19 protein-coding genes are annotated in these 18,762 nt (G+C 58.8%); 7 read left to right on the forward strand and 12 right to left on the reverse strand.

Annotated features, from left to right (window positions below):
- Window positions 1-8: 8 nt before the first annotated feature.
- On the forward strand, window positions 9-842 hold the full coding sequence (locus tag ACR0NJ_RS07245; protein WP_480816522.1) for a class I SAM-dependent methyltransferase: 834 nt from the start codon (window positions 9-11) through the stop codon (window positions 840-842).
- A 4-nt stretch (window positions 843-846) separates the two neighbouring features.
- On the forward strand, window positions 847-1,764 hold the full coding sequence (locus ACR0NJ_RS07250; protein WP_480816457.1) for a hypothetical protein: 918 nt from the start codon (window positions 847-849) through the stop codon (window positions 1,762-1,764).
- A gap of 171 nt (window positions 1,765-1,935) precedes the next feature.
- Here ACR0NJ_RS07250 and ACR0NJ_RS07255 read toward each other — a convergent pair whose 3' ends face one another.
- The 10 genes from ACR0NJ_RS07255 to ACR0NJ_RS07300 form a co-directional block, all read right to left on the reverse strand.
- A complete protein-coding gene (locus ACR0NJ_RS07255) occupies window positions 1,936-2,844 on the reverse strand; it encodes a carbon-nitrogen hydrolase family protein (protein ID WP_480816458.1) in 909 nt (302 codons plus the stop codon).
- A 77-nt stretch (window positions 2,845-2,921) separates the two neighbouring features.
- The gene (locus ACR0NJ_RS07260; RefSeq protein WP_480816459.1) at window positions 2,922-3,335 is read right to left on the reverse strand and encodes a GFA family protein; all 414 of its coding nucleotides are present in this window, start codon (window positions 3,333-3,335) and stop codon (window positions 2,922-2,924) included.
- Between the two features lie 31 nt (window positions 3,336-3,366).
- Window positions 3,367-4,080 (reverse strand): glutathione S-transferase family protein, encoded by a 714-nt coding sequence (locus tag ACR0NJ_RS07265; RefSeq protein ID WP_480816460.1) that lies wholly within the window; start codon window positions 4,078-4,080, stop codon window positions 3,367-3,369.
- A complete protein-coding gene (locus ACR0NJ_RS07270) occupies window positions 4,077-5,258 on the reverse strand; it encodes a CaiB/BaiF CoA transferase family protein (protein ID WP_480816461.1) in 1,182 nt (393 codons plus the stop codon). Before ACR0NJ_RS07270 ends, ACR0NJ_RS07265 begins: the two co-directional genes overlap by 4 nt.
- Window positions 5,259-5,346: 88 nt before the next feature.
- The gene (locus tag ACR0NJ_RS07275) at window positions 5,347-6,252 is read right to left on the reverse strand and encodes a LysR substrate-binding domain-containing protein (RefSeq protein WP_480816462.1); all 906 of its coding nucleotides are present in this window, start codon (window positions 6,250-6,252) and stop codon (window positions 5,347-5,349) included.
- A gap of 304 nt (window positions 6,253-6,556) precedes the next feature.
- Window positions 6,557-8,170 carry an N-acyl-D-amino-acid deacylase family protein gene (locus ACR0NJ_RS07280; RefSeq protein ID WP_480816463.1) on the reverse strand — a complete coding sequence of 538 codons (1,614 nt, stop codon included), beginning with the start codon at window positions 8,168-8,170 and terminating at the stop codon, window positions 6,557-6,559.
- A gap of 8 nt (window positions 8,171-8,178) precedes the next feature.
- A complete protein-coding gene (locus ACR0NJ_RS07285) occupies window positions 8,179-9,468 on the reverse strand; it encodes a TRAP transporter large permease (RefSeq protein WP_480816464.1) in 1,290 nt (429 codons plus the stop codon).
- A complete protein-coding gene (locus ACR0NJ_RS07290) occupies window positions 9,465-10,004 on the reverse strand; it encodes a TRAP transporter small permease (RefSeq protein WP_480816465.1) in 540 nt (179 codons plus the stop codon). Before ACR0NJ_RS07290 ends, ACR0NJ_RS07285 begins: the two co-directional genes overlap by 4 nt.
- A gap of 64 nt (window positions 10,005-10,068) precedes the next feature.
- Window positions 10,069-11,067, reverse strand: coding sequence for a TRAP transporter substrate-binding protein (locus ACR0NJ_RS07295; RefSeq protein WP_480816466.1), 999 nt, complete (start codon window positions 11,065-11,067; stop codon window positions 10,069-10,071).
- 242 nt (window positions 11,068-11,309) lie between these two features.
- A complete protein-coding gene (locus tag ACR0NJ_RS07300; protein ID WP_480816467.1) occupies window positions 11,310-12,248 on the reverse strand; it encodes a LysR substrate-binding domain-containing protein in 939 nt (312 codons plus the stop codon).
- A gap of 140 nt (window positions 12,249-12,388) precedes the next feature.
- Between ACR0NJ_RS07300 and ACR0NJ_RS07305 the strand changes: the two genes are divergently transcribed.
- Window positions 12,389-13,975 (forward strand): amidohydrolase, encoded by a 1,587-nt coding sequence (locus tag ACR0NJ_RS07305; RefSeq protein ID WP_480816468.1) that lies wholly within the window; start codon window positions 12,389-12,391, stop codon window positions 13,973-13,975.
- Window positions 13,972-14,853, forward strand: coding sequence for a CobW family GTP-binding protein (locus ACR0NJ_RS07310; protein WP_480816469.1), 882 nt, complete (start codon window positions 13,972-13,974; stop codon window positions 14,851-14,853). The genes ACR0NJ_RS07305 and ACR0NJ_RS07310 overlap by 4 nt, the downstream gene beginning before the upstream one ends.
- A 28-nt stretch (window positions 14,854-14,881) precedes the next feature.
- Here ACR0NJ_RS07310 and ACR0NJ_RS07315 read toward each other — a convergent pair whose 3' ends face one another.
- On the reverse strand, window positions 14,882-15,217 hold the full coding sequence (locus ACR0NJ_RS07315; RefSeq protein WP_480816470.1) for a tetratricopeptide repeat protein: 336 nt from the start codon (window positions 15,215-15,217) through the stop codon (window positions 14,882-14,884).
- Between the two features lie 69 nt (window positions 15,218-15,286).
- The gene (locus ACR0NJ_RS07320; protein WP_480816471.1) at window positions 15,287-16,435 is read right to left on the reverse strand and encodes a winged helix-turn-helix domain-containing protein; all 1,149 of its coding nucleotides are present in this window, start codon (window positions 16,433-16,435) and stop codon (window positions 15,287-15,289) included.
- A gap of 182 nt (window positions 16,436-16,617) precedes the next feature.
- Here ACR0NJ_RS07320 and mddA point away from each other — a divergent pair, with 182 nt between their 5' ends.
- The 3 genes from mddA (at window position 16,618) to ACR0NJ_RS07335 (ending at window position 18,746) form a co-directional block, all read left to right on the forward strand.
- Window positions 16,618-17,376 carry a methanethiol S-methyltransferase gene (mddA, locus tag ACR0NJ_RS07325; RefSeq protein WP_480816472.1) on the forward strand — a complete coding sequence of 253 codons (759 nt, stop codon included), beginning with the start codon at window positions 16,618-16,620 and terminating at the stop codon, window positions 17,374-17,376.
- 29 nt (window positions 17,377-17,405) lie between these two features.
- Window positions 17,406-18,152, forward strand: a complete 747-nt coding sequence (locus tag ACR0NJ_RS07330) for an alpha/beta fold hydrolase (RefSeq protein WP_480816473.1) — start codon at window positions 17,406-17,408, stop codon at window positions 18,150-18,152.
- A gap of 114 nt (window positions 18,153-18,266) precedes the next feature.
- Window positions 18,267-18,746, forward strand: coding sequence for a GFA family protein (locus ACR0NJ_RS07335; protein WP_480816474.1), 480 nt, complete (start codon window positions 18,267-18,269; stop codon window positions 18,744-18,746).
- Window positions 18,747-18,762 lie beyond the last annotated feature (16 nt).

Here is an 18,762-nt window from a genome sequence, read left to right on the forward strand (position 1 = left end):
TGACCGATATGACAGATACCCACCTCACCGCAGCGCCCCAACCAGCAGGCGTCATCCGACACAGGCATTTCGGCCCGGCCTTGCCGCATGACAATTGGGTACCAGCGCCGCGCTACCTGTTGAGACGTGACAGGGTTATCCGGCATGTCGGAAATCTGACGCAGTGCAAAGTGCTGGACATCGGGTGTGGACCGGCTGCGTTGTTATCCGAACTGGCTGCACTTGGTTTTGAGGCCTATGGCGTGGACCGTTCCCGGCAGGCTCTGAACCTTGCGGAGAAGCTCAATACTTCGGCTAGCCCCATGACGCTTCAGCCCGAGCTTGATCCGGAATGGAAGAGTTCCTTTGATCTGATCATGTCATTTGAAGTGATTGAGCATCTGGAGCAAGATGTCGAGGCCATGAGAGAATGGCGGACTTATCTAAAGCCGGGTGGACATATGATTTTGTCGACACCCGCGCACCCATCCCGCTGGAACGCGGCGGATGTCTGGGCCGGGCATGTTCGGCGCTATGACAAAGAGCTTCTGGTACAGTCGATTCAGGACGCGGGCTTTGCTGTCGAAGTGATCGAATGTTACGGCTTCCCGCTGGCCAATATCATGGAGCATTGGCGGGCCCGAGCCTACGGAAAGATATTGGAAACCAACGCCAAGGCAGGGAAAACAGCAAGCGACCTTACAGATGAAAGCGGTAGCGACCGTTCTGTCGAAAGCCGCTTCTGGCCTTTGTTTTCTTCACTTCCCTCGGTGTTGGCAATGAGGTTGTTTTGCCAATTGCAACGTCCGTTCCTGAAGACAGAACTCGGAAACGGGTTTCTCGTTGTCGCTCGCAAAGTCTAAAGAGATGGCCACCGCCCTGCGCTATATCGGAACCGCAGCCGCCCTGGTTTTCATCGGCATTATCCTGATGCGGCATGCGGATGACATGGCATTGCTGAACCTCGGGTCAGGCAGTGCCCGGGTTGCGCTGGCAGGCGGGTTCATCCTGTACGTATTATCGCAACTCGTCGGTGCTACCGCGTGGCGCGTGACGCTGAGCATTCGTGACGTGGACCTGCCGCGCGCCCGTGCCGAAAGTCAGCTTATGGTCTCGCAGATCGGGAAGTATATCCCCGGGAACGTGGCGCACCTTGTGGGGCGGTTCGCGCTTGCGCGCGGCGATGGCGTGTCATCCGCCATTATCGCGTCATCGCTGTTACTCGAGCTCGGTTTCCTGCTGACCAGCGGTGTTCTGATCGTCGGGATTTTGCTACTGATCATGCCTGATTTCGTTGCCGCGATAACGACAGACCTTCCTGAAACTTGGCTCGACGCGTCGAAGTTGAAACTGTTCTTCGGGCTTCTGGCCTGCATCGCAATCGGTCAGATCGTCATCTGGCGCAAGGCAGGGCACCCAAAGCTTCCACTTTCAAAATGTTTGATAGTGTTTTTTCTGCACAGCCTTAACTTCTTGGTGCTGGGCATATCACTCTGGTATGTCGCGCAGGCGATCGACCCCAATGGCGGTGCCAGCATCTGGCAATGCGTCGCGATTTTCACGACAGCCTGGGTTGCAGGTTTCATGATGCCCGGAGCACCGGGTGGTATCGGCGTTCGGGACGGTATTATTGCTTTGGGGCTTGGGCTTTTCATCGACCAGGGCGCCGGTTTGGGAGCAGCGATTGCTCACCGTGCGATCTCGGTTCTGGGGGATGTTGGCGTGTTTGGGCTGGGTCTGGCTTTGCGTCGAAACCGAAACGGTAGTGAGCAAAAATCTGCATAGGCGACGGGCACCGTTCGCCGGGCTTGATGCGAAGGTGATGTTGGCCGAAGGGAGCACACCGTTGAAGGAAGTCACAGATCAGCCCGCAACCGGGTAACACTGGCTGCTACGCGGCCGTCCAAGTGAAGAAGGTCAACGTTCAAAAGTCTGCGACAGATCCAACCGCCGCGCCTAGCTCATCCGTTGCTTGTTGTGATTGAGGCTTAGAATGTCTTTGCGGCTGTAATGCCCGGCCGGGTCCAGCTTCATATGTGCGGCGACAACCTGATCCACGTCGATCTCGGCGTAGAGCGTGGTTTCCTCGCCCATGACTGGCCCTTCGATCACCTGACCGCCGGGCGCGGCGATCATGCTGCCGCCGTCATTGATGACATCCCGCCCGTCGGTCACGTATTGGCGCAAGGGAAAGCTGTCGGGAATGTCGCTGCTGCGCAGAAGGCCCGAGACCGAGACCACATAGATTCGCCCTTCCATCGCGATGAACTGGGTGATGTAGTCAGTGACATCCAGATCGCCGGGCCAGGTCGCGATGTGCAGTTGCTCGCCTTGCTGGTACAGCGCCTGACGGGCCAGCGGCTGCCAGTTTTCATAACAGTTCAAGCCGCCAATGCGTACTCCTTTCCAGCTTTGAACCGTCAGGCCGTGACCGTCGCCATCCGCCCAAAGAAGCCGTTCGTGAAAGGTGGGTTTGAGCTTGCGGTGCACATTCACGACCCCCTTGTCGGGGTGGATTGTCACCAGCGTCGCATAGACCGACCCGCCCGAGGCCGAGCGTTCGACGATACCGGTCATGACGGCCACGCCAAGCGCCGTCGCCTCGGCGCATATGGCGGCGATCTCTGGCCCATCCGTGGTGATGGCAGATTTCAGATAGGCCACATGCCCGATCTTCAGCAACTCGTCATTATGGGCCACGGCGCTGGCCCGCAGCCAGACGGGATAGCCTGACAAAAACACCTCGGGGAAGACCACCAATTCGGCCCCGTTGGCGGCGGCCTCGCGCAGCAGGGCGATCAGCTTGTCGGTGCTCGCCTGCGGGTCAAGAAAAACCGGAGCGGCCTGAACGGCGGCAACTTTCATCAGCGTATTCCTGCAACTGAACCTGCATCTTCCGCGCCGATCACAGCAGTCGCGGAACGGAGTGTCAAATCGCGGGCTTAGCCCGGATTGGCAGGGGCTTTGGCCATGTCGTCGCTCAGCGTACCCCAGGGCTGCGCGGAATCGCACCAGATCTGGATCGTCGGTTTGACCCACGAGCTATCCTGCAGCGTCCCGGCCTTGACCGCCGCCAGATTCTCAAAAGCAGGCAGTTCCGTGGCCAGCGGAGACCCGCAGTTCTTGCAGAAATTCCGCGTCACCGGCTGACCCGAGGCCCCGTTGACCACATATTGACTGAGGCTATCGCCGTTAAAGGTGATGGACGAGGTCGGCACCAGAACATTGGTGGAATAGGCGCAACCGCTTTGTTTCTGGCAATCGGGGCAGTGGCAGACCACCATCATCGCAGGTTCTTCCGCGCTTGAGCTATAGGTGACCTGACCGCACAGGCAGCTTCCTTCGATCTTGGGCATTGGGTTCTCCTTGCTGGTTGATTGGGTTGCGTTATCCGGACTTTTCCCGCTTGGGCATAAGATGGGCGGCGGACTGGTTGAACAGCGTGGTGTTTTGCCCGGCGGATGTTTTTTCGCTGAACTGCGCGTCCTTGTGCAGATTAATCGCGTCGATGACGGCGGGGCGCGTCTTGATGCGCTGCCGCCAGGCGGCGACATTCGGAAAAGCTTCCTCCAGCGGCACGCCCAGAGGTTTGGCGATAAAGGCCCAGGGAAAGCACATCATATCCGCGATGGTATAGCGGCCCATGATGTAGTCACGCCCATCCAGCCAGGTCTCCATCACTGCCAGGGCGCGTTCGAACTCACCCTTGTAGCGCTGGTGGGCATAGTCCTGGTCTTGGGGGGCGTAATTGACGAAGTGGCTCAGCTGCCCGCCCATGGGGCCCTGATTGGCGGCCTGCCAGAACAGCCATTCGTGAAAGGCGATCTGTTCCTGCGGCGTCTGCGGGCCGAACTGCCCTGACCGCGCGGCCAGATACAACAGGATCGCGCCGCTTTCGAACACGGTCTGCGGCCCGCCTTCGGCATCATGATCGACTATGGCGGGCATTTTCGCGTTGGGGCTGATGGCGCGGAATTCGGGCGTGAACTGGTCGCCCGCGCGCAGGTTCATCAGGATGGTCCGGTGCTCCAGCCCGGCTTCGCCGAGCATGATCGCCACTTTCCAGCCATTCGGCGTGGGAGAGTAGTAGAAATCAATCATGACGCATCCGCCAGATTTCCGCCGCTCAGTTCGGCCCGCACCTGGGCCGAGTGTTCGCCCAGTTCCGGAGCCGGGCGCAGATCGGTTGCGGGTGTGCCGTGGAACACCGCGGCAGGGCGTGTCTGGCGCAGACGGCCTGCCTTGGGGTGATCGTATTCGACAAACATGCCATTGGCCTGCAGTTGCGGATGCTGGCGCATCTCGCGCCGCGTCAGAACCGGGGCGCAGGGCACGCCGGCCTCTTCCAGCGCGGCCAGCAGCGTGTCGCGGTCCACATCGCGCACAATCGTCTGGGTCAGATCAAGGCGCGCATCGCGGTTGATGTCGCGCAGTTCGGTGGTTTTAAACCGCTCATCCTGCAGGATATCGGGGCGTCCGGTGGCGTGGGCCAGCGCCTCCCAATGCTTGTTCTGCATGATCGAAATGCTGATATACTCGCCTTTGACCTCGTAGATCAGATCATGGAAGGACTGGCTTTGCTCTTTCTCCATCTCGTCGCCCACAAAGGTGTGGCCGTTCATGTCGGATGCCCAGAGGAACGCCGCCACTGTATCCAGCATCGACAGGGTCACCTTCTGCCCATTGCCGGTACGTTCGCGCGCAAACAAGGCGGCAGTGACGGCCTGGCTGGCCTGCACGGCGGTCAGCTTGTCGGGCAGGATTGTGCGCACCAGACGGGGGCGTTCTTCGTCCGAGCCCGCCTGAACCGTGGTCAGCGCCGACAACGCTTGAATCAGCGGGTCATAGACCGGTTTGTGCGCCAAAGGCCCGTCGAACCCGAACCCGGAGATCGACATATAGACCAGACGCGGGTTGAGCGCGCTTAGCACCTCGTACCCCAACCCCAGACGCTCCACGACACCGGGCCGGAAATTCTGGATAAAGACGTCTGCCTCTTCGACCAGCCCTTTAATCATCGCGATGTCGTCGGGGTTCTTGAGGTCTGCAACCACCGACCGCTTGTTGCGGTTGTTGTTGAGGAATGAGGCCGAATGACCCCCCCGGCGCGTTGCCACGTGGCGGGTGAAATCGCCGTCTTCACGTTCGATCTTGATAACGTCCGCGCCCTGATCGGCCAGAATCATCGTGCACATGGGGCCGGATACAACCGCGGTCAGATCAATGACCCGAATGCCCGACAGGGGGCCGTTACGCTGAATGTCACTGTTCGGGGCCATCGCCAAACTCCTGCAATCTTAGAGTTGACGCTAAGATGCGAGGGGCGGGGGCGATACTGCAAAATCCTCATCAAGAGATGAAGAAAATTCAACTCCTCTGGCCCAACAGCCAGTCGTGAAATCGCTTGAGGTCTGACCGCATGGAGCCTTTGGGCCTCACCACGTAATAAGCGATATTGTCGGCATCCGGAACATCGAAGGGGGCGCACAGTACCCCTGCGGACAGCAGCGGGTCGACCAGCGGCCTGCGCCCCAGCGCGACGCCCAACCCATCCTGCGCGGCCTGAACCGTCAGTTCATAGGTCTCTAGGCCGTAGCGCTGAGCTGTGGCCGGCGGCTGAAGGCCACGCGCCGTGCACCATCCGTCCCATTCGGCGTCAACGGTGGTGTTAACCAGAATCCGCTGGGTTTTCAGAACCTCAGGCAGTGGCATGTCGCCAAGGGAGGCCGCCAGTTTTTGGGACATCACGGGCACGATCTGTTCCTGCAAAAGGGGTGTAACCACGGCCCCGGCCCAGTTCCCCGTTCCGCGTCGGATCGCCAGATCGACATTCTCGCGTTCCAGATCGACCACGCGGGTGGTGGTGACCAGATTGACCTCAAGATCCGGATGGCTGCGTTCCAGCCCTGCCAGCCTGGGCAACAGCCATCCGGCGGCAAAGGAAGGCGTCAGCGTCAGAGAAATGCGTTTTCGACCCGGCATCGACCGGATGGCCTCGGTCGCGCGCAGAATCTCGGACATCGGGCCCTTTATCCGGTCGAAGAACTGGCTACCGTCGGCGGTCAGATACAGCCGCCCTTTGCGGTTTTCGATCAGCCGGACACCCAGTTCGGCCTCAAGCGATTTGACCTGATGGCTGATGGACGAAGCCGACACGTTCAACCGCTCAGCCGCCTTCACCGCGCTGCCTGTCAGGGCAACCTCGTAAAAGGATTTCAAACCACCGAAAGGCGGGAAATAATCATGCTGATCCGTAGGTTTATTTGATGGCATGCCGGTATGTTAGCGCGAGAATACGCAAATGGCAGCCGCCGAAACGGCAGGTGGCCAAAATCTTATTGATATGTTTCTTCCCGCCCGGCGCAATGAAGGTTATCGGCAGCAAAAGACCTTTCATGGAGGGAGGCAAATTTAGCTGATCACGTTGGTAACCTTGATGCCATCCAAGGTAATGGATGCGAACCAATTCCGTTGCCGAGCCTGTCATTTTGATGAACCGTTGAGTCTGCTCAACAATGTTGTTCAAACAACTTAGGTTTGATGATTGGCACTTTGGGTAGGCGGCCAAGGCGATAGATCACGCCAAGCTACTGAAATCGCGCAGAACCCGGCCGGAGTTATTTGCAGTGCGTTGGCCGTTTTTCATCGCCAATTGTCCATTGACCAGAACATGGGCGATTCCAGACGCATAGCGCCGTGGGTTTTTGGCTGTTGCGTTGCTTGCAATGTTGGCCTGATCGAAAACGCAGATGTCAGCTTTTTGCCCTTGGACCAGAGACCCACGGTCCTTCAAACCCAGCCGATTGGCTGGGATCGATGTCAGCTTGGCCACACCTTGTTCCAACGTCAGCGCCGCTTTGTCGCGCACGTAGAACTGCAAGAACCGGGCCGCCCAGCCATAGCCCGAAAGCGAGCCGATATGGTCTTTCAGGATGCCTTCGTTCGCGATGGCAACCGTGTCCGAGATCACCGCGCATTCCGGTTGGTCCAGACACAGTTCGACATCTGAATTGCGGAAAGACTTCGAAGACCACATGCAGGCCATCAAGTTCTCGCCTTCCTCCAGCAGGATATCCAGCACCGCATCATAGGGATGGCAATTGCGCATCCGTCCGATCTCGGCAAAGTCGGCTCCGACGATGTCTTTGTTGACGGTGGCGTTCAGCAGGATGATGTCCGACCATTTCTCGGCCTTGACGATCAACCACATCGGCTGCGGGTTGGCTTTGATCTTTTTGCGGCACTCCGGGTCGGCCAACCGTTTGAGGACATCATCGACCGACCCCGCCTGCGCCCATTTCGGCAGGATCGCGGCCATCAGCGTATGGTTCCAGTCGTGCGGAATGACGTCGAAAGCGATGTCCACGTCGTGACGACGGGCTAGGTCGATCATCTCGAGCGTATGATCCATTGCGTAATCCGGCGCTCCGAATTTGGGCTGGATATGGCTGATCTGCAGTTTCGCGCCCGATTGGCGAGCGGTGGCGATGGCTTCGGCAAAGCCCAGATCATAGTGGGTGTCGCGATTGCGCACATGGGTGGCATAGAGGCGTTTGTACTTCGCCGCGACCTCGCACATCGGGACCAGATGCTCAGGAGAAGCCAGGCTGCCGGGGAAGTATTCCAGACCCGAAGAGAACCCCGCCGCGCCTTCATCCATGCATTGATCGACAAGACGTGCCATTTCGGCAATGTCCTCGACCTCGCCTGGGTGCAGTTGATCGCCCAGAACCGCGCGATGTACCGTGCCGTGGCCGACAAACGCCATGACGTTCACACCAAGGTCGGTTGCGTCCAGCACGTCGAGGTAATCGCCGAACCCGAGCCACGTGTCGTGCTTGGCCTGATCGGTGTACCACGGTGCCACGCGGCTGATATCATCCGGACTGTTTACCGGTGCGCAGCTGATGCCGCATTGGCCGATCACCTCAGTCGTCACCCCTTGATGTACTTGGCTTTCCGCTCGCCCGTCGGCGATCAGGGTGAAATCGGAATGGGTGTGCATGTCGATGAAGCCCGGCGCGACCACCAGACCTGATACGTCGATCTCTTGCGCGGCCTTGCGCTCAGATAGCTCACCTGCGGGGACCACAGCGGTGATTTGTCCACCTGTGACCGCCACGTCGCCGACAAACCCGTCCCGCCCTGTTCCATCGACAATCGTGCCGCCTTTCAGAACAAGATCGACCATGTCGCCTCCTATTTCGCTTCTCCGTACAGCCAGTCGGGCAGGAAAGTGGTAAGGTCGGGGAAGAATATCAGGATCACCATGCCGATGACATAGGCCAGAATGAACGGCAGCACTGCGACGGATATCCGTTCAATCGAGATGCCGGATATCCGCGCCGCAACCGTAAGGTTCGCGCCCAAGGGGGGCGTCAGGAAGCCGATCTCGCAGGTGATGACGGTGAAGATGCCGAACATCACCGGATCCACGCCCAGCGAACTGACCAGCGGCAGGAACACGGCGGTGAACAGGACGATCTGGGCCAGCGACTCCATGAATGTGCCGATGAAGATGTAGAACACGCCGATCAGCAGCAGCACGAGGAACTTGTTCTCGGTGATCGAGGTGATGCCGTCCTGAACCGCCTTGGGCACGTCATAGAACGCGGTCAGTTGCCCGAAGGCCAGCGTGGGCGTCAGCAGGATCAGGATGCCGGTCAGCAATGAGGTAAAGCGCAGGGCCTCGATCAGTTTTTTGATCGTCAATTCTCGGTAGATGAAGAAGCCCACGAACAGCGAATAGAACACGGCCACGCCTGCGGCCTCGGTTGGGGTGAAGGCCCCGCCATAGATGCCGCCCAGGATCAGAACCGGAGCGCCGATGGACCATTTGCCATCCCACGCCGCGCGCAGGAAAGGACCCCAGGAAAACCGCTCACCGTCGCCTCCGTACCCGCGGCGGCGGGCGACGATGTATGTGGTGATCATCAGCAGGATCGTGACCATGACCCCCGGAATCAACCCGGCCAGAAACAGACGCGGGATCGAGGTTTCAGAGACCAGGCCATAGATGATCAGCAGGTTCGAGGGCGGGATCAGGCTGCCCAACGCGCCCGCACTGGCAGTGATGGCGGCGGCAAAGGGCACGTCGTAGCCTTCGCGCTTCATCGCCGGAACCGTGACCGACCCAATCGCCGCCGTGGTGGCTGGGCCCGAGCCCGAAAGTGCGGCAAACAGCATGCAGGCAAAGACCGTCACCAGCCCCATTGAGCCGCGATAGGCCCCAACAAGGTTGGTCGCGATAGAGATCATGCGGGTCGCCATGCCCCCCACTTCCATCAATCGCCCGGCCAGCACGAACAGCGGAATGGTCAGCAGGGGAAATGGCGTCAGGCTGCCATAGCCGGTCTGTGCCATCAGTGTGTAGGGGATGTCGATCAGGTACAGTGCCAAAGCCGTGGTCAGACCGACCGACACGAACAGCGGCACGCCAATGACCGTCAGCACCACAAAGGCGACGGCCAGAACCATCAGAGAGCTCATATCTGATGCTCCTGATCTTTCGTGGTAGCTTCCCACTCCTCATTCAGCATGCCCGGTAAACCGTTTCGCCCGTCACGCCACCAGTTGACGTAAGTCTGCAAAAGACGGATCAGCATCAGGGCGTAACCGATCACGAGAATTGTCTGCGGATAGAACTGATTGATGCCAAGGCTGGGGCTGGTTTCAGGAAACCGCCAGAAGATCGCCAGATAGTCCCAACTGATCCGCAGCATGAACAGGCAGAAGAAGGCCCAGAAGATGTCAGCGACGAAAATGACGATCTTGCCAAACCCGGTGGGCAGCGCCTGTACCGCGACCATGATGCGGATGTGGAACCGCTCGCGCACGCACAGCGACGCGCCCATATAGACCGCCCAAACCATGCACATGGCGGCGGTTTCCTCGGTCCAGTGCAGGGCGACCTGAAACACATAGCGTGCCACCACCTGTGCAAAAACCGCCACGGCGATCACCGCCAGGCAGGTGCAGCAGATCAGTTCCTCGAAATGCCGTTCGAGCCACTTCAGAGCAGCCATCATTGTCCCTCGTCCGCTTTACGGGCCGAAAAAAGGGCGCCTTCTTGGGGCGCCCTTGTTGAGTTTATTGGGCTGCAGCTTGAATGGCGTTCACCAGTGCGATGAAATCTTCACCCCGCTTTTCAGCGAATTCCTGCTGAACACCCTGAGCAGCGGCAATGAAGTCAGCGCGGTCCGGATCGGTGCGCGCCATGCCGCCCTCATCAACCAGCCACTGGCGCACTTCTTCCGTTTCGGTCGCAACCTGGGCCGCGAACTCTGCGCCAGCCTCTTCGGCGGCAGCCATGATCTGCGCGCGCTGCTCATCATTCAGCTTCTTCATGAAGTTGTCTGACGCAAAGAGCGGTGCAAATGCCACGAAATGTTCTAGGATGACCAGATGTGGCTCGAACTCAAAGAACTTCATGTCGCGGATGAAGGACGTGCCGTTGTCGCCGCCATCCACAGTACCGGTCTGCAGCGCAGTGGGGGTTTCGGACCACGCCAGCGGCACCGGGTTCGCGCCAAAGGCCTCGAACGTGGCAATCATGACCTCATTTTTGGGCACGCGGATTTTCAGACCTTCCATATCAGCCATAGTGTTCACCGGGCGCACCGAATTGTAGAAATCCCGATAGAGCGCCGGACCAAAGGCCAGAAGGTGCACGCTGGTGTCGGCCTGTAGCTGGTCTTTCATCTGCTGGCCCACATCGCCGTTTAGCACACGATCCAGATGTTCGGCGTTCTGAAAGATGTAAGGCAGCACCGTTACATCCATCAGCGGCCAATGGGGTGAGACGTTGTTGGCGGTGATGAAGAACCCATCGACCGTGCCCAGCTGCATGGCCTTGAACGCTTCATCCTCGCTCGAGATCTGGTTGCAGCAGCGTAGTTTGACCTCAATCGCGCCGTCCGTGTGTTCGGTGACCTTTTCCTGGAAGATTTTACCGAAACGGCCGTAAAGGGACTCCTCCGGGGCTCCAAAACCCACATTCATCGTGATGTCGGCGGCCCAAACGGATGTCGCGGATAGCGCAAATGCCAAAACCGGCATCGTTACTTTTCTAAAATTGCTCAGTTTCATAAAGTCCTCCTGGTTGGTCGCGTGTATTATCTTGCCGTTTGTCGCCCCGATTTTATTTTAGTTTCACGCAAGGCTAGTACGAGAAGGTCGAATTCTGCAAATCCAGCACGTTGATGGTCTTGCCAAAAGCTGGGGTTTTGAAACCTTCTTCCGGGGTGAGTGTTGTGGGCAAACGCTACTCAATCCTGATAAATGCAGAAAACCATTGTTTTGTCGGGGTATTCATACATTTTTTGGCGCAATCAGAGAGCGTTAGTCTCAGTGGTTGAAATAAGATGGTCAAATCCACCCTGTTCCGCGATTTCACCGCAGGTTTCCAGCACCGTCCGTACCAGGGCCGATCGTTTACCGGCACCGGTATAAGCCACCCCGTAATACGGCGTGTCTTGGTGCCCCGAGATAGGGCGCGCTACGTACCCATTCTGACCCATTCTGTCCAAGGGCCCGCAAATGTTCAGGATCGCATAGCCCAGATCGGCCCCGACCATACCACGCAGAACGGATGAGCTTTTGGTGGTGTGCGCAACGCGCGGCCGCAGTCCTTCGGCGGTGAAGAGCGCCTCAAAGTAGTCAGGCGCGCCGGGCAGGTCCAAAAGGATCATGGGCAGATCAGCCAATTCGGACAGCGCGACCTGCGCTTTTTGTGCCATTGGCGAAACATCCGGGATCAAGGCAATCGGCGCAGCTTTGAACATCGCCAAAAAGGGTTGGGTTTTGGGTGCGGCACGGCGGTAGGTCAGCGCCAGATCAACGACACCACTGTTCAGCATCTCGGCAATGCTGAGCATGTCGCCCTCTTTGATCTCAACCCTGATCTTCGGAAAGTCTTGAGAGATGCGCTTCAGGATCGGTGGCAAAACATATGGGGCGGTGGGTGCGTAACACCCCAGGCGCAGAGTGCCCGCCGGATCGCCGGTCAATGTCAGCAAATCGGATTCAAAGATCCGCGCCTGCTCCAGGAAACTGCGAATTCGCGCACCGATTTCGATCCCCTTGTCGGTGGCCACGATCCCTTTGGCGGGCATACGACGCAACAGTTCGGTCTGCGTGGTGCTTTCGATCATGTCGATGGCAGCGGTGATCGAAGATTGCGAAATATTCACCTCGACCGACGCCCGAGCGATTGAACCGGTGCGCAGGGCTGCGTCAAAATACTGAAGCTGTTTGAGGGTAAAGCGCACAGCCTATCCTTCATTTTTTGTGTGATACTCAGATGGTAATTCTATTTTTCCATGTGACCAAGCTTGGATAGCTGTGGGGAAACAACGACAGGACGGCGATGCAAAAAACCCTTCTTTTCTGTGCAAAATCGGTTGTGACGATGGACCGGACCCAGCCCTATGCAACGCATGTCGCGGTACGGGACGGACGAATACTGGCCGTCGGCGGCCCGGATTGTGCGGTGCCATGGGGGGGTGCCGACGAGATTGTCGACCTTTCCGATTACGTGCTGATGCCCGGCTTCGTCGAGGGCCATGCCCACATGATGGCAGGGGCCATGTGGAATTATGTCTATTGCGGCTACCACGACCGGATTGATCCGCAAGGGCAACTGCACAAGGGCATGACCGAGATCGGGCAGGTCATAGATCGGCTCAGGCAATTCGATGCAGACCAGCCGGCGGATCAGCCCTTGGTGGGTTGGGGGTTTGACCCGATCTTCCTGACCAGCGAACGGCTCAGCCGGTACAATCTGGATCGGGTCAGCACGGATCGACCGATTGCAATCCTGTTTTCGAACTTTCACCTTCTGTGTGCCAACACTGCCGCGTTAAAACTGGCCGGGTACGACCGTGACACCAATGTGGAGGGCGTCATCAAGGATGATGGCGGAGAGCCCACCGGCGAGTTGCAGGAGATGGCGGCGATGTTCCCCGTCATGCGTCGGCTCGGAATTGACTTCCGGGCGCTGACCCAGACTGACGCCGCCCTTCGCACCTATGGTGAAGTCTGCAAGCGCGCAGGCGTGACCACGGTTACCGATCTTTTTGCGACGCTTACGGAAGACGATGTGACACGGTTGAACACCGCGACCAGCCGTGCGGATTTTCCCGTTCGTCTTGTCCCCGCTCTGGGCGCGATTGGGGCGATGCCCGAGGATATCGCCGCCGCAGCTCTGAAGATGCGCCAGGCATCGACCGACAAGCTGCGTCTGGGGGCGGTCAAATTGATGACAGACGGGTCAATTCAGGGCTGGACCGCCCGAGTCCGCGCGCCCGGATATATCGGTGGGCAACCCAACGGGCTTTGGAACACCGCGCCTGACCTGATCTTTCAACTGTGCGAAGCGATGCAGAAACACGGGTTGCAGATGCATATCCATGTAAACGGGGACGAAGCGGCAGAGGTGACGCTGGACGCGCTTGAGGCCGCCGCGCGAAAACACCCTTGGCCCGGTGCGCGCCACGTCTTGCAGCATTGTCAGATGATGGATGCAGCCTTGTTCCGGCGCGCCGCCGAACTGGGCGTTGCCTGCAACATCTTTGCCAATCACATCTGGTATTTTGGCGACCAGCATGCCGCGTTGACCATCGGTCCGAACCGGGCTTGTGCGATGGATGCCGTACGCGATTGCCTTGACGCCGGGGTTGTCACCGCGATCCATTCTGACGCGCCGGTGACGCCAATGGGGCCTCTGTTCACCGCCTGGTGCGCTGTGAACCGGCAAACCATGAGCGGGCAGATACTGGGCCCCGCCCAATGCATCACCGTTGAAGAGGCGCTTTACGCGATCACCCTCGGAGCCGCGCAGACGTTGAAAATGGATAATGAGATCGGCTCGATCCAAACCGGAAAGCGCGCTGATTTCGTCGTGCTGGGCGATGACCCTTTGGGCGTTGACCCGGTCGCGCTGAAAGACATACCGGTTCTGGGCACCGTTCTGGGCGGCGAGGTCCATCGCCTATGAAGCGCTTGCCTCTGACCGTGATCGGCGGATATCTGGGTGCGGGGAAAACAACCCTGATCAACCGGATATTGGGGTCGGATCACGGGCTGCGAATTCTGGTTCTGGTGAACGATTTCGGTGCGATCAACATTGATGCCAGCCTGCTGGTCTCGGCCAGGGAAGACACGCTGGAACTGTCCAATGGCTGCGTGTGCTGCACCATGGGTGCGGACTTGTTTCTTGCCGTCGGCGACGCGTTGGACCGTCACCCCCGCCCCGATCACATGATCATCGAAGCCAGCGGCATCGCCGATCCTGCCCGTATCGCAAACGTCGCCCATGCCGAACCCGACCTGCTGTATTCCGGAATCGTCACGGTTGTGGATGGCCTCCAATTCGACGCCTTGACCCGCGATCCGTTGATCGCGCCGCAGTTCAACCACCAGATCGCTTGCGCGCAACTGGTCGCGGTCAGCAAAGCGCTGTTGGATCAGAGCTTGCGAAAAAACCTGTCAGCATTGAATTCCGGTGCAGAGATAACAACAAGCGAGCAGCTTGGGGTCGAGCAGCTTCTACTGACAGGGCAAGCCCAGACCGACATGACCCACGCGGCCCATCCGGCTTATGTAAAATGGTCGTACGCCGGGCCCCAATCCTTTGATCAGGCAGAGCTTTCCCTGATACTGACATCCCGGCCTGAGGCTCTCTATCGCTTCAAAGGCCACGTCCGGGGAAGACATGGCGCTGGCTTCGCGGTTCAAATCGTCGGTTCCGTCGTCGCGATTAACGAGGTTGCCCAGCCACAGCAAACCGAACTCATAGGCATTGGCCTTTCGGCCCGACTGGACGTTGAAACCTGCGATGCGTGGTGGGCCGAGGCGTCTGTCGGGACTAGATAGACGAGCCCACGCCGCATTCAGATGCATGTTATAGCGACAGCTTGTTCAGGGATGCGGTCAAGGCGTCCAGCCGATCCGTTTGACGCAGATTGAAATGGGTCAGGAACTCGGGCTTTCCGAACGGCACGTTTTTGGCGCGGATGGCCTCAACGCAGGTTCGGGCCTTGTCCGGGTTCCCGGCTTCGGCATGCACGACCGCGCCGATCATGAAGACATAGAGATGCGGATTGGGCGCGTTCAGCGCGTGGTCGGCATAGGTGCTGGCTGCGGTCAGGTCGCCCGAGGCGAAGGCGGCCAAAGCGCGGGTGCCGTACATGGATTGCAGATGTGGGTCTAACGGGCTGAGCCGCAGGGCTGTCTGCACTTTTTGGTCGGCTGTTTCACCGTTACACAGCACCGTGTTCAGCGTGGCATTGTTGTAAAAGCCAAAGGCTTAGTTGGGGTTCAGGTCGATGGATCGGTCCACCCAAACCAGCCCTTGTTCGGCGTCCCCAAGCAACCATTTCGCGCGCCCGTAGATCAGATTGCAGAACGGGTCCAGCGGGTCGAGCTGCAGTGCATCTTCGGCATGTCCCAGCGCCAATCTGGCATGCAGGCCCGTATCTGCTGCGAAATGCTGAAAGGCGTTTTTGAACTCGGTATAGGACAGCCCGCAATGGGCGCGGGCAAATCCCGGGTCTTGGGCAATTGCCGTTCGAAAGTGACCGGCAGCGACCTGATTGTCGGCATGATTGTATCGGTACATATGCCGTATCCCGAGATGATAGTGCCCCCATGCATCAAGGTTTTCCGAAGGGATGTGGGTCAGGCGGTCGGCTTCGTGTACCGGCAGGCGCAATTCAAGCGCGATGGCGAGGTCGCGCGCGATGCGGGCGCGCATCTCGTACACGTCCGCGATGGCTCCGGTCACTCGGTCGCTCCAGATCACCTGGCCGGATCGGGCGTCGGATAATTCGGTGTGGATGGCAATCCGGGTGTCCTGCCATTCCACGGTGCCCGAGGCCACAAATTGCGCGGCGAGTTGCGAACCCATGCGGGTCAAATCGGTGTCGGGTCCCGAAAACCGAAAGCTGGACCCGCGAGCGATGATATTGATCCAGCGCAGCCGGGACAGGGTGGCGATCAATTCCGCAGGTATCGCCTCGGCTATCGCGATTTGGGTGGCGTCACCACCGATCAGTTGAAAGGGCCGGATCGCCAACGTGGGTTTACCCGCCGCCGCGACAAACCCGCCCGGGTTGGGTTGGCGGGTGTCAACAGGGCGGGCGCTGTGTTTTTCGGAAACCTCGGCCACGAAACGAAAGCCATAGCCGCGTATGGTGCGGATCATTGTCTGGCGGTTTCCGTCATCGTCCAGGGCCTTTCGTATTTGGCGAATGGCGGTCGATAGCGATGCTTCGGTCACGATCAGATCGGGCCAGACCGCCGCAAAAATCTGGTCTTTGGACACGGCGCGATCCCGGTTGCGGATCAGGAACTGCAGCAGGGCAAGGCATTTGGGCTCCAACGCAATGGGGCCGTTTGGGCCGGTCAGCTCCAAAAGCTCGGTATTCAGCCGATACGCGTCAAACTCATACAGCATTAAGTGTTTCTAGCCCGATCTTTGCGGCCGACACAAACCGCCTGATTTCAAGAAACCCTAAAATCTTCAGGAAATCCTCAGGCACCACTCAAGCATAGGGTCCTGTCCCCGCGTAATCCTGTCATGGCCCGCCGACAGTTTGCGGGTCGCGTAGAACTTACATTTAACAACAGGAGCCAGAGATGAAACGTCCCGGCCTTATCCTCTATGGCATTACAGCCTATGTCCTTTTTAACATGGTCTTTCTTTACATGATCGCGTTTCTGCTTGGGCTTCCGGTGGTCAAAACGATCAACAGTGGCGCGCCCGGCCCGGTTGGTATGGCCGTGTTAATCAATCTTGGGTTGGTCTTTCTGTTTGGCTTCTTCCACAGCCTGATGGCGCGGGACCGTTTCAAACGCTGGTGGACAACGATTGTCCCGGCTGAGGCTGAGCGCAGTACTTACGTTCTGCAATCGGCACTGTTTCTGGGCTTGGCTCTGTGGCAGTGGCAACCGATGCCCGCAACGATCTGGCAAGTCGGCGGTATCTACGCTTGGTTTGCCTACGCGGTCTGCGGCACGGGTGTCGTTCTGGTCCTGCTGTCGACCTTCCTGATCGACCATTTCGAACTGTTCGGCCTGCGCCAGATCTGGTCGGCCAATACTGGACGGGCGATGCCCAAGCCGCAGTTTCGCACCCCGGCGCTTTATCGCTTTGTGCGCCACCCGATGCAGTTGGGCGTCATTCTCGTGTTCTTTGGTACGCCCCATATGACGGCTGGCCACCTGCTGTTTGCCGGGGCGATGACAACCTATGTGCTGATCGGCTTGTGGTTCGAGGAGCGATCTCTGGTGCGCGAATTCGGCGACACCTACCGCGCCTATCAGAAATTGGTTCCGATGCTGATCCCCCGCCTTTTCCCGATTGCCCGCAATGCGCTGAAATCCCCGGCAAGTTGACCGGGCCTATCGTGACTACGAGGTTTAGAATGAAACAGGATCTCCCCGTTATTCTTGCCCTGCACGGCTCGGCCAGCACCGGCAAGCAGTGGCGCGCCTTGTCGGATGCGGTTTCAGGTCAGGCGACCGTTCTTGCACCGGACCTGCCCGGTTATGGTTCAGCGTCCGCGGACAAGACAGACCGGCTGGACATATTGGCTGCCCTGCTGGAGGGGCAGACGTGCCAGACCCATCTTTTGGCGCATTCCTTTGGCGGCGCAATTGCCATGCAGTTGGCCAATACCTTACCGGACCGGGTACAGAGCATAACGCTCTACGATCCGATCGTCGTGTCGCATGAGGGTACGCAGCATCTGTCGCCCGAATTGGATACGCTCTGGTTTGAACTCCGCGACCAGCCGCCTGTGACCCTGATCCGCGCGTTCATCGAGTTCTGGTCGGGGCAGGGAAGTTGGGCGCGATTGAACCCTGATCAGCAAAACCGTCTTTTGGCACATCACCCGGGCATGTTGCGCGACATGGCCGAGGTGTTCTCGGGTCGCTGGACGACGGATCAGGTCCGCTACGCAGGTCCTCTGACCATTTTGCGGGGTGGCCGTTCGCCGAGGGCGACGGAGACCATGTGCCGGGCCTTGGCGCGGGCGCATCCCCAGGCCGTCGAATTGCTGCTTCCCGATCAGGGGCACATGGCCCCGCTGACCCATGCTGGCGCAATGGCGGAGGTCTTTGTCGACTGCCTGACACCGTATCTGGCGGGCAGCGCTTTGGCGGCGTGATCGAAACTCGGAAAGGCGCGGGACGGTTGCAGAAATTTGGCAGGCCCGGGCACGGCCAGAATCCACCCGGAATAATGAAACGCGGCTCGAAATCCAGATGCAGGAGGCTTGATCATGTGTGACGCTCAGTTGGATGGGAGCTGCGATTGTGGCGCGGTCCGCTACAGGCTTTTGGCTTCACCCTTGATCGTGCATGGCTGCCATTGCCGGAAGTGCCAGCGGCAAACGGGCAGTACACATGCGATCAATGCTCTGATCGAGGCCAGCAATGTTCTGCTGTTGTCCGGCGATATCGTTGAAGACATAGCCCAAACGCCGTCTGGTTGCGGGCAGAGGATTTCGCGCTGCGCAAACTGCCATGTGGCCGTCTGGAGCGAGTACCTGCGGTTTTCCAAGGTTGTCTCTGCCCGGATCCTGTTCATTCGCGCCGGGACCCTGGACGCGCCGCAACAGGTCCCGCCCGATGTTTACATCTATATCGGAAGCAAACAGCCCCATGCGATCATTCAAAACGGAGTTCCGGCCTTCGAGGCTTTCTACGATCTAAGACAGGTCTGGTCGCAAAAAAGCCTGAACCGCTTGCGGAGCAGGTGATGTTATGCAAGTCGCG

This window comes from Ruegeria sp. F11, from assembly GCF_056533855.1.

Excerpts from the sequence above, each read along its gene's own strand:
- ACR0NJ_RS07245 (WP_480816522.1), top strand. The coding sequence starts at position 9 with ATGACAGATACCCACCTCACCGCAGCGCCCCAACCAGCAGGCGTCATC.
- ACR0NJ_RS07250 (WP_480816457.1), top strand. The coding sequence starts at position 847 with ATGGCCACCGCCCTGCGCTATATCGGAACCGCAGCCGCCCTGGTTTTC.
- ACR0NJ_RS07255 (WP_480816458.1), bottom strand. The coding sequence starts at position 2,844 with ATGAAAGTTGCCGCCGTTCAGGCCGCTCCGGTTTTTCTTGACCCGCAG.
- ACR0NJ_RS07260 (WP_480816459.1), bottom strand. The coding sequence starts at position 3,335 with ATGCCCAAGATCGAAGGAAGCTGCCTGTGCGGTCAGGTCACCTATAGC.
- ACR0NJ_RS07265 (WP_480816460.1), bottom strand. The coding sequence starts at position 4,080 with ATGATTGATTTCTACTACTCTCCCACGCCGAATGGCTGGAAAGTGGCG.
- ACR0NJ_RS07270 (WP_480816461.1), bottom strand. The coding sequence starts at position 5,258 with ATGGCCCCGAACAGTGACATTCAGCGTAACGGCCCCCTGTCGGGCATT.
- ACR0NJ_RS07275 (WP_480816462.1), bottom strand. The coding sequence starts at position 6,252 with ATGCCATCAAATAAACCTACGGATCAGCATGATTATTTCCCGCCTTTC.
- ACR0NJ_RS07280 (WP_480816463.1), bottom strand. The coding sequence starts at position 8,170 with ATGGTCGATCTTGTTCTGAAAGGCGGCACGATTGTCGATGGAACAGGG.
- ACR0NJ_RS07285 (WP_480816464.1), bottom strand. The coding sequence starts at position 9,468 with ATGAGCTCTCTGATGGTTCTGGCCGTCGCCTTTGTGGTGCTGACGGTC.
- ACR0NJ_RS07290 (WP_480816465.1), bottom strand. The coding sequence starts at position 10,004 with ATGGCTGCTCTGAAGTGGCTCGAACGGCATTTCGAGGAACTGATCTGC.
- ACR0NJ_RS07295 (WP_480816466.1), bottom strand. The coding sequence starts at position 11,067 with ATGAAACTGAGCAATTTTAGAAAAGTAACGATGCCGGTTTTGGCATTT.
- ACR0NJ_RS07305 (WP_480816468.1), top strand. The coding sequence starts at position 12,389 with ATGGACCGGACCCAGCCCTATGCAACGCATGTCGCGGTACGGGACGGA.
- ACR0NJ_RS07310 (WP_480816469.1), top strand. The coding sequence starts at position 13,972 with ATGAAGCGCTTGCCTCTGACCGTGATCGGCGGATATCTGGGTGCGGGG.
- ACR0NJ_RS07320 (WP_480816471.1), bottom strand. The coding sequence starts at position 16,435 with ATGCTGTATGAGTTTGACGCGTATCGGCTGAATACCGAGCTTTTGGAG.
- mddA (WP_480816472.1), top strand. The coding sequence starts at position 16,618 with ATGAAACGTCCCGGCCTTATCCTCTATGGCATTACAGCCTATGTCCTT.
- ACR0NJ_RS07330 (WP_480816473.1), top strand. The coding sequence starts at position 17,406 with ATGAAACAGGATCTCCCCGTTATTCTTGCCCTGCACGGCTCGGCCAGC.
- ACR0NJ_RS07335 (WP_480816474.1), top strand. The coding sequence starts at position 18,267 with ATGTGTGACGCTCAGTTGGATGGGAGCTGCGATTGTGGCGCGGTCCGC.